Genomic DNA, 763 nt, shown 5'->3' on the forward strand with positions numbered 1-763 from the left:
GCTGTCCGAATTGTACCCCGTCTGAGCTGGGGGTTTGCAAGATCCAACCACAACCTCCTTCGGAAGATCTTTTGGATCAAGGGGAAAGGATCTATCGATCCTGCGTTACCGCACGTCAGAATACATGTCGATCTCTCACCACAACCTCCCGCGTTCTTCGGCGTGTCGGAGGTTGTGGTGGTGGCCGGGCGTGTCCGTCTGCATCGGTTGACAGCGGTACCGGCCGGCAGCCCGGTCGTGACGAAGGAGCAGAGCACATGGTTCGCTGGTTCGGTCGGGCGGAACGCCGCTCCACCACCCTCCATAACCACCGGGCGTCCGGCGGCAGCGGCCCGTCGCGCGACGACGGCCCCCAGCCCGCGGCCCCGCGGGACGTGCGGGCGGCCATGGGCCAGCCGGCGGTGCTGTGGGCGGCGTGGGCACGGGTCGCCGCCGGCAGCGGGATGCCGGGCGCCGACGGCCTCACCGTCGCGGACTTCGCCCGGCAGCTCGGCGCGCGTCTTGACCGGCTCGCCGACCAGCTCACCACCGGCGCCTACGAACCGCAGCCGCTGCGCCTGGCCACGATTCACCGCGGCGGACGACGCAGAATCCTCGGGCTGCCCACCGTCCGTGACCGCATCGCCCAACGCGCTTTCCTGGAGGTCTGCCACGACCAGCTCGACGCCGCGTCCGTGGAAGTGAGTTTCGCCTACCGGCGGGGCCGGTCCTGGCTCGACGCGCTGGCCGAGGCCGAACGCCACCGCGACGCCGGGCACACGGG

General features: G+C 70.2%; 1 pseudogene. It reads left to right on the plus strand.

The features are described from left to right. Positions 1-257: 257 nt before the first annotated feature. A pseudogene (locus AC5LUJ_RS23605) lies at positions 258-763 on the plus strand (hypothetical protein); the annotation flags it as partial.

This window comes from Protofrankia sp. CiP1_Cm_nod3 (genome assembly GCF_982290655.1).